The organism is Alcanivorax sp. UBA3183, from assembly GCF_002364155.1.
GTDB lineage: Bacteria > Pseudomonadota > Gammaproteobacteria > Pseudomonadales > Alcanivoracaceae > Alcanivorax > Alcanivorax jadensis.
The window spans coordinates 59,178-67,483 of sequence record NZ_DEXN01000038.1 but is presented as its reverse complement, the minus strand read 5'-3'; the positions used below and the strand labels follow the sequence as shown (position 1 = coordinate 67,483).

Below are 8,306 nucleotides of genomic sequence, written 5' to 3'. Positions count from 1 at the left end.
CCGGGAATACGGCGGCCGCCCGGCGCCGCGCCGCTGGCTAATACGCAGCCTGCGCACGGCCGCGGCGGTGTCCGCGTCACTGCCCCGTGCCTCCCGCGGTCTACGCGCCCAGGACAGCCAGGTGCCGGAACAGGCACTGGAGCTCTACTCGTTCGAAGCCAGCCCTTTTGCCAGGCTGGTCCGGGAACGCCTCACCGAGCTGCAACTGCCCTACCTGCTCCGCCAGTGCGGCCGGGATCAGTGGCAAGACTGGGTGCTGCCGCCGCTACGTCGACGCCTTCTTGATGACTACGCACCCCGCCAGCGGAACCGAATCGCCCTGATGGAACGGGCCGGCCGCATCGCCGTTCCCTACCTGGTAGATCCCAATACTGGCGCAGAACTATTCGAATCCGCGGACATTCTGGATTACCTGGATCAGACTTACGGTCGATAATCGCAACCCGGCGCATCAACAAATGGTGTGCCGGACACTTCTCCCTTCCCCGGATTAGTGCTATATAAAGCACTGAGAACCCCCTTTAATTCTGTAAAGAGAGTAGCACCATGGGTCGTCGACATTTTGATGACTATGAACCGGACGATTGGAACGAAGAACACAAGCGCGCTGAACGTGAACGTCGCAAACGTGATGCAAAACGTCATCGGCACGATTCAGAGGACAAAAGTGACTCGCGCGAAAGCCGCGATTCGCGTCCTTACTGAAACAGGTTCCATCTCGGGAGCATTCGCTTCCAGGTCTGAAAACCGGGCTTCATGGATGAGGCCCCTCTTTCGTTTTGGCTAATTATCGCCGTAACGGCTGGCAAGAGTGGTCAGCGCCGCAGCCGTGTTCTCATCCGCCAGAAGCTTGAACCCACCCCGCCAATGTCCATTGGGCAAATAATCATGCCAACGGTGTTCCGCCATCACTGACAGTTCACGGTGGCCCGATAAAGCTAAAGGTAGTTGCAGTAGCAGTGACTGGCTGCCCTGAGGTGGCGTACCACGCCCGGTAAGGCACAGGCCCTCGTCAGTCAGATTGAGAATATGCCCCACCGGTTTTCGATCGATGGAAGCCCGGACATTCAGTCTCAGTCGAGGCCTGCGGAAACGTCGTCGCTCCATAACTACCTCTCGGGAAGGGTCTCACTGCCAGTTTCTGCCCGCTTTGTGTACCATGCAAGCATGAACTAACGGGTTTTGTGGAGCAGTTCCATGGCCACCAATGACGATGATCTGTTCCGCCAGGAGATGGCGGATGTGACACCGATCAAACCGGATAATCGCGCGACTCAGCCCCGGTCCAAGCGCCCAAACAGTCTGCGCGAACAGCTGCGCCGCGCCGCCGCCATGGACGACCGCCAGGATCGCAATCCCCTCACCGTGCCGGAACAGGTCCCCCGGATTGGCCCCACCGACATTGTCGGAGTCAAGAAAAACGGTGTTCAGGAAGGGGTGTACCGTAAATTGCGATTGGGCAAATACGATGCCCAGGATCTGCTGGATCTGCACCGGGTACGCTTGATGGATGCCCGTGACCGAATGCAGACCTTTCTGATGAAAGCCCACGAACAGGGCCTGCGGTCCGTGCTGATCAACCATGGTAAAGGCGTGCACAGCGAGCGTCCCGGTTTCCTGAAAAGCTACGTAATGCACTGGCTCGAGGAGAGTCACCTGGTACTCGCCTACCATTCCGCCCCCCAGAATCAAGGCGGCAGCGGCGCCACCTATGTACTGATCAGAAAAAGCAGTCAGTCACGGCAGCGCAATAGGGAGTTCTTTATGGAGGCGGGAAAGAACAATAGAAGCAGTTGATAATTGAGAATGGATAATTGATAACTACGCGCCGACAGACTTTGGGTACTTAACCGCTGGAGGCCGCGACCTTACTTTGGGACGCGGCCTCCAGCACTCTAATTAGCTGCCTTGCCTATTCCGCGCCGTTATCAATTATCCATTCTCAATTATCAATTCAACCCTCACCTTCTTATCCGGTTAATCCCGTTGATCGCCGCCACCCGATACGCTTCCGCCATGGTCGGGTAGTTGAAGGTGGTGTCGATGAAGTACTCCAGGGTGTTCAGCTCACCGGGCTGGCGCATGATGGCCTGCCCTACGTGGACAATTTCCATGGCCTGATAGCCGAAGCAATGGATACCCAGCACCGCCAGGGTCTCCCGGTGAAACAGGATTTTCAGCATCCCCACCCGCTCACCGGTAATCTGCGCGCGGGCCAGATTACGAAAGAAGGCCTGCCCGACTTCATAGGGCACCTTGGCTTCGGTGAGCTCCTGCTCGTTACGCCCCACACTACTGATACCCGGAATGGTATAGATCCCAGTAGGCACGTCGGTCACCTGCCGTACTTCATCGCCAGCAATGGCCGCCGCACAGAAACGGCCCTGATCATAGGACGCACTGGCAAGAGATGGCCACCCCACCACATCGCCGACGGCATAAATACCTTCCACCTCGGTCTGGTAGCGCTCATTGACCTGTAATTGCCCCCGGTTGTTGGGTTTCAGCCCGGCTGCTTCCAGCCCCATGTCCTGAGTGTTGCCGGAACGACCATTACACCAAAGCAAGGCGTCAGCGCGCAGTTTCTTGCCGGACTGCAATTCCAGGGTGACGCCCTCATCGTCGGCAACAACCCGCTGGTACTCCTCATCCTGACGAATGGTGCAGCCCTGCTCGCGCAGGTGATAACTGAGCGCATCGGAAATTTCCGTATCCAGAAAATCCAGCAGATGCTGCCGTGAATTCACCAGGTCAACCCGGATCCCCAGGCCGGTAAAGATGCAGGCATATTCCGAGCCGATCACCCCCGCCCCATAGATGATGATATGGCGCGGCGTATGGTCCATGGTGAGAATGGTATCGGAGTCGTAGATACGGGGATGATCAAAATCCACGTCCTCCGGGTGATAGGGCCTTGAGCCGGTGGCAATCACCACGTTACGGGTTTTCAACAGATGCAGCCGCCCTTCCCGGTCTTCCACCCTCACCTCATTGTTGCCAAGCAACTCACCCCTTCCACCAAACACCGTCACCCGGTTGCGGATATAGAAATCCGTACGGACCTGGACCTGGGAATCGATCACCTCACGGGTTCTGACAATCAGATCCTGCCAGCGGACTTCTCTGGGATTGATGATGCCGCGAAGTAACGGATTGCGCTGGGTACGGATCACCTGGCGGACCAGATGACGAAGCGCCTTGGAAGGGATCGTTCCCCAATGTGTGCAGTTGCCGCCCAGGGACTTCTGGTCTTCGACAATGGCCACTCGCAGGCCTTTTTTTGTCGCCTGCATCGCCGCCGCTTCACCGGCCGGCCCGCTACCGATCACCACCAGATCCCAACCCGCACTGATATCCATTCACTTCTCCTTTCTACGACAGCACTATTATAGGCATGTCCCCTCGCTCGCACGAGTAAGACCAAAGCAGAGGCCTGACCATGTTGGCCAAGACGGGCATGGTGGGGATAGAGGAAAGAATCGTTTCAATTCAATAACAGGAGCCTGACATGGAAGAGCGCAGCGAACAAAAGCCCTCGAAGTTGGCCCGTGGCGGCAAAACGACAGGACGCTGGCTGGTGGCCCACCCGATCGGGGCCCTGCAGATTCTGGCAGTGATACTGGTATCAATTATCGTGCTTCAGAATCTGGAGCCCACCAGCATCGACATCCTGTTCTGGACACTGGTGGACATCCCCAAATTGCTGCTCTTGCTAGCAAGCATGCTGGCCGGGGGGCTGATCTGGGAGCTGTTGCGGCGCAGCCTGCTACGCCGCCGCAAGGCGCCGGCGGCGCCAAAACAGTAATAGCAGGCTGGAGAACAGGCCGAGACTCCAGCTTCCAGCGCTGGTGTCTTCCTGTTCTCCCGGGTATGTGATGGTGAAGGTGGCTGCCGCTGACGTACTACCACAGTAATCCTCCACTTCCAGAGTGAAGCGGTCCTTGAACGGACTGAAGTTGCTATCAGGGATGTATGTCACGGTGCGTGCGTCAGAATTTATGATTATCCCCGTGCCCTGAGCGCTACCCGTTTCATTACTACGTTTAGTAAAATTAGGCTCATCCTTGATTCTAAGCGTTGGCCAATTGATGGAACTCGCGTCACCATCGGGGTCATCAGCAGTAATCTTAAAGGTTACCGATTCACCAGGACGGCTACTGCGGGTCTGCCCAGTGATACTCGGTGCCTTGTTGGTGATACTCATGCTGACAGAAGCATCTGAGGACTGCTGGGCCGGGTTCGCGTTGTCTTCAAAGTTGTACAGGAAAACCAGCCGAGGCGTGTCTCTCTCATCATCATTGAGGGCTTCACAAACTGCATCCTTGGCTGGATCTATTGAATCTGGAATGAAGCCCTGGTTTGAAGGAGTGAACAGGACGATACAATTTTCGGCCACATCTCCATCATCGTAATTGTCCGGATTGCGATTGATAAAACGCTGAGGAAGCGGATCGCCGCATTTCACGTCATAGCCATCAACCGATTCGCTGTAAAATTCCCAGACAAACTCAATGGTGGTGCCATCGGCTTGGGATCCACTACTACCAAGAACATAACGGCGGGTCGCTGAGTCATACGTGTAAGAGCCGGCCGCCGGATTGACCTCCTCTTCCCCGCCGACAATATCAAATTGTGCCGGAGTGAAAACGAACCTGTCGTCCAGTAACGCACCATTTCCATCAAGTAGCTGGATCTCGGCTCCATCACTCGGCAAATCATTATCAAAGACGTCTATCAGGACACGGCGGTCTGGAGCACGCTGGTTATTGGCCTCATCATCAGAAGCGGTAATCTGTTGATATTCGAATGCCCCACGGTCGCACTCCCCCCCGGACGTCCTGGCAATACCACGCAAATCCGTGGCACGGCATCGCAGCGGGGTTGAGGTACCAGATTGCAGATCGTCTTCGTTGCCAGCATCAATGATTAATGCATCGTTGAGATCAGCAGCAACGAGATACGGAGGCGTATAGTCCGTAGAACTACCCGACTCAACGGCAAGGTCAGTGGACATGCCCGCGGTTCCACCTTCCCCATCATCATTGTTCTCATCTGTACCACTTGCCGTACATGCAGCGTCTGAAAACAGGTTATAAACGCTATCGCGCAATTCCCCGGTACCTGTAGAGCAACTGGCTCCACTTGCCGCAACAATACTGTTTGCTAAGCTGACCGAGGCTTCAGAATCCCCCAGTTCAATACCATTTCCCGGAGCATTATTCACGAAGGTCAGATTCATCAGACGGACATTAATATCCACGCCGCTGAGATCCAGGGCCGAGCCTTTCGGTGCACTGTTATCCACAAAGGTACTGTTGGAAAATGCAATAAAATTGCCAGTTGGAATATTCAAATCAAAGGCGCCGCCCTCAACGTCAGCATGGTTGTTCTCAAACGTTGTATCAACAGCGGCAAACCGGAAACTCTCTCCATTCTGAGCTGTGGTTGCCATAACACCACCGGATTGCAACGCCTCATTACCTGTCACATAGGCACGATTGAAGGACACCTGCTTTTCATTGCCGGCGTTGGCCCGTACATAGATAACCCCGCCGGAACGGTCTGCCCGGTTATTGCGAAGTACAACCCGGTCGAAAACCACGGAGCCGCCGGTAATGATTGCACCGCCAAATCCCTGATCACCCACGGGGGTACCTCCAGGCACTGAGGCATTACCGTCTTCCAGCTGGAGATAGCGAAACAATACATTGGGATGGCCATTGCTAACTGGCGCTCGCACTTCGAACAATCGACTCTGCCCATCCCCGATAATTCGGGTAATGGTGTCTTCAGCATCCGGCTCTGCATCATCATCATTGCGAACACCCTTGCCGACCAACTCGACACTGCCCCCCTGGATGACCAGGGTGCCTTCCAGATGGATATCACCAGCAGGTAGCAGGATGCGGTCTTCGCCTTTGGCACCGAAATCACAATCCGGGCTACTGAAAGTGGCCGCATTGGCCAACGCTTCTCGCAAGGTGCACAGGCCATCGTTGGTAATGGAGGGGTTATCATCGAGCAGGGAGTTCACTTCAATATCAGCTGCCAACACTGTGCCCGATAGCATAACGGCAAGGGCAACAAGCCCTGAACGCCACCGACGCAGCAGGCCACTAGCGATCAACGTCAAAAATGCCAGGACTGAAAAAGAACCGCCGCTGTTGCCACCTAGAATGCTCTTGGACTCTGTAAGACCACTGGCCGGTTGCGCCACCATATTGGCGATTTCACTCTGATCCAGACCAATATCGGTGCCACCGGCAAAGGCATGCCGGGAAACCACATAACGAATCTGGTCTACGCCGTGAAAACTGCTGTCAGGGGAATAACGAATACGAGGATAGCCTTGGTCATCAATTTCCACTGATGCCCGTCCACGCTCAGGGGCAACAATAATCGTCATGCAACGTTCGAGTACTTCTTGCTCAAGACAGGCACTATCAATGGCCGGGCAGGTGCCTTCATCAATAATGATCTGTTCCAGACGTCCACAATCCACCATGGTGTCATTTCTGTCGTTTTTCAGCACATCACCGAGTACTGTCCGGCCGCTAATCAGATCAATCTCATCCGGTTGCGCCAGTGCACGCAGAAATTCCACCGCGCCCACGTCACAACGTCCACCAGCACCACCCCGCGATTGACCGCGCATGTCTTCCTTGGCACATTGATCTACCGTTTCCGGGTTACCGCGATCGAACAGGCTGGGAGTCGCCTCCGGTATTGTCGTATCCAACCCGGCGGGTTCCGGGTTAGGGAGAAAGCCAGGAAAATTTCCGCCCAGCTCCTCGGCAGGAATCGGCATGCAGGCTCCGGAGCCGGTCCCCACGCAAGTGACACGACTCATCGTTGCCTCATTCCAGCCAAGCAGTACTTCAGCCGTTGCCCCGTTCGGGTCCAGTGTCACCGGCGTCCCTTCGGTCTGCTCCCGCGGCAAGGGGCATGTCGCATCGTCGGTAATGGTGTAAAGCAGGGTGGCATCGGCATCGTCAATTCCATCCAGCGCAGTACCCGCACAAGCGCCAGCGCTGTTACCCGCCAGCACCGTATTGAAGATAAAAGCGGTACTGAAAGCTTCAGGCGGATCTGCATTCGGGTCGGTCGGCACATCCAGCTGAGCTTCGTCAAGATGCAACGCCAAGCCTTCGTTGAAAACAATCGTCATATTCTGCAGCACAAGCTGGTGCTTTGGCGCTACCAACTGAATCACGCCACCACTATTGTTGGTGATAGTTCCATTCGTCAGATCAAAAAGAATCTGCTGGTCTTCATCTCCATCAAGATAGAACAGGCCACCATCAGACTCCGATTCATTACCTGCCATGTAAAAACGGTGACCGGTAATTTCCCCATCAAATTCGGCAGACGTTGCTATCACGGCACCGTTGCCGCTGGCCACATTGTCTTCGAACAGCGTGCTTTCCGGAAAGTCCAGATTGCTACCGTTCTCAAGGTATACCGCGCCACCGTTGACCGCTTGGCCTCCACGCAACTCGACATTCTCTGCTAAGCCGAGCCCACCCCGAGCCAGGATCAACCCACCATTTTGGTCTGCCGGATCGATTTCATGATTCGCCGAGCCTTCCTGCAGAACAAGATTACTCAGCGTCAGCGAACCTCGCTCCAGCAGGAACAGGCGGCTGTTGCCGCCCGCCGAGATGACCGGCTTTTCCTTGTCTTCCGCTTCTTCAAAGCTGTCCAGAAGCACATCAATTCTGATACTCGGCGAAATAGGAGTGTCATCGCCCTCATTAAGATCGACAGGCACTTTCACAACGATCTCTACTAGACAGTCATTTTGGGCTGTTATAGTACATTCGGGGTCCAGAACTTCTTTTGTCTGATCAATAAACTTGATTTTCCTGCCCCCCAAGGGAAGCTCCCCTTCGGTCAACAGGTACGTCTCACCTTCAAGCAAGCGAATGGTGTCATTACCAGTACCCGCCTCACAGGCCCCGACGCTGACTTGGTAACTGATCGCATAGATGGCTTCGCGCAGAGTGCACAAACCACCGCTGGATGCTGCTGTCACCTGGTAATAGCTATCTGCCGGAGTAAAATCGGGGGCATCATTTTCTGTATAAATGACACGATCTGCAGAAACGGCCACATCGTCCGTGGTCTCGATCTTGTAAACGGTTGCCTGGGAGGTGACGGCTGCGAGAATAAGGGCGCAGCCCGCAAGGGTTTGCCAAAGCGCAGTGTGGCGCATGTTGTGCTCCTGCAGGCTTTTTTGTGCCTGGCGTTATTGTTCTAATCTGGATCCAAAATCCGGCAATACTCAGATTGCCGGAAACGTAACC

At 55.2% G+C, this 8,306-nt stretch carries 6 protein-coding genes; 3 read left to right on the top strand and 3 right to left on the bottom strand.

Annotated features, from left to right (window positions below; all coding sequences use genetic code 11):
- Window positions 1–436: glutathione S-transferase N-terminal domain-containing protein (locus tag B3Q33_RS11860; protein ID WP_286827589.1), on the top strand; the 436-nt coding region annotated here is incomplete at its 5' end.
- Between the two features lie 347 nt (window positions 437–783).
- Here the strand turns inward: B3Q33_RS11860 and B3Q33_RS11855 are convergent.
- Window positions 784–1,107 carry a hypothetical protein gene (locus tag B3Q33_RS11855; RefSeq protein WP_272979833.1) on the bottom strand — a complete coding sequence of 108 codons (324 nt, stop codon included), beginning with the start codon at window positions 1,105–1,107 and terminating at the stop codon, window positions 784–786.
- A 90-nt stretch (window positions 1,108–1,197) separates the two neighbouring features.
- On the opposite strand from B3Q33_RS11855, the gene smrA reads away from it, so the two are divergent.
- A complete protein-coding gene (smrA, locus tag B3Q33_RS11850; protein WP_272962983.1) occupies window positions 1,198–1,797 on the top strand; it encodes a DNA endonuclease SmrA in 600 nt (199 codons plus the stop codon).
- Window positions 1,798–1,961: 164 nt separating this feature from the next.
- On the opposite strand, the gene sthA is transcribed toward smrA, so the two are convergent.
- Window positions 1,962–3,359 carry a Si-specific NAD(P)(+) transhydrogenase gene (gene sthA, locus B3Q33_RS11845; protein ID WP_272962984.1) on the bottom strand — a complete coding sequence of 466 codons (1,398 nt, stop codon included), beginning with the start codon at window positions 3,357–3,359 and terminating at the stop codon, window positions 1,962–1,964.
- 149 nt (window positions 3,360–3,508) lie between these two features.
- Here sthA and B3Q33_RS11840 point away from each other — a divergent pair, with 149 nt between their 5' ends.
- Window positions 3,509–3,805 carry a hypothetical protein gene (locus tag B3Q33_RS11840; RefSeq protein ID WP_035249593.1) on the top strand — a complete coding sequence of 99 codons (297 nt, stop codon included), beginning with the start codon at window positions 3,509–3,511 and terminating at the stop codon, window positions 3,803–3,805.
- On the opposite strand, the gene B3Q33_RS11835 is transcribed toward B3Q33_RS11840, so the two are convergent.
- Window positions 3,767–8,215 (bottom strand): choice-of-anchor Q domain-containing protein, encoded by a 4,449-nt coding sequence (locus tag B3Q33_RS11835; protein ID WP_273009449.1) that lies wholly within the window; start codon window positions 8,213–8,215, stop codon window positions 3,767–3,769. The genes B3Q33_RS11840 and B3Q33_RS11835 overlap by 39 nt on opposite strands.
- Window positions 8,216–8,306 lie beyond the last annotated feature (91 nt).

Coding starts and splice junctions, on each gene's coding strand:
- B3Q33_RS11855 (WP_272979833.1), bottom strand. CDS start 1,107: ATGGAGCGACGACGTTTCCGCAGGCCTCGACTGAGACTGAATGTCCGG.
- smrA (WP_272962983.1), top strand. CDS start 1,198: ATGGCCACCAATGACGATGATCTGTTCCGCCAGGAGATGGCGGATGTG.
- sthA (WP_272962984.1), bottom strand. CDS start 3,359: ATGGATATCAGTGCGGGTTGGGATCTGGTGGTGATCGGTAGCGGGCCG.
- B3Q33_RS11840 (WP_035249593.1), top strand. CDS start 3,509: ATGGAAGAGCGCAGCGAACAAAAGCCCTCGAAGTTGGCCCGTGGCGGC.
- B3Q33_RS11835 (WP_273009449.1), bottom strand. CDS start 8,215: ATGCGCCACACTGCGCTTTGGCAAACCCTTGCGGGCTGCGCCCTTATT.